This is a genomic window from Megasphaera sp. AF13-6AC, from assembly GCF_027685385.1.
Lineage (GTDB): Bacteria > Bacillota > Negativicutes > Veillonellales > Megasphaeraceae > Megasphaera > Megasphaera micronuciformis.
On record NZ_JAQCUN010000347.1, the window covers coordinates 1 to 322 of the forward strand.

General features: G+C 53.4%; 1 protein-coding gene. It reads right to left on the reverse strand.

Features of this window, described 5'->3' with window-relative positions:
* Positions 1–319, reverse strand: a 319-nt coding sequence (locus PGX78_RS09385) for an adenylyltransferase/cytidyltransferase family protein (protein WP_270446699.1), incomplete at its 3' end; no start/stop codon positions are given.
* Between the last annotated feature and the right edge of the window lie 3 nt (positions 320–322).

A 322-nucleotide genomic window follows, 5' to 3' on the forward strand; every position in this document is an offset into this window, starting at 1 on the left:
CTTCAGGCGATTGGTTGAGCAGTTCCTGCGTCATAGGCAACATGATGAGACCGTCAATGCCTACGGACCGTATGTATTCTTCTTTTTGTTCTACTGTAGCAAGCCTTGTCGGCTCTTTAGTCGGGTTTAAGACCGATAAGGGGTGAGCCGAAAAGGTGAGGACCAGCGTCGGCACATGCAGTCGCTTGCCTTCAGACATGGCCGTTTCCATGACTCGGCGATGACCGACATGGACACCGTCAAAGGTTCCCAAGGCAATGACGGCATGCCTGCAAACAGCTGCCGCTTCAGGCGATTGGTTGAGCAGTTCCTGCGTCATAGG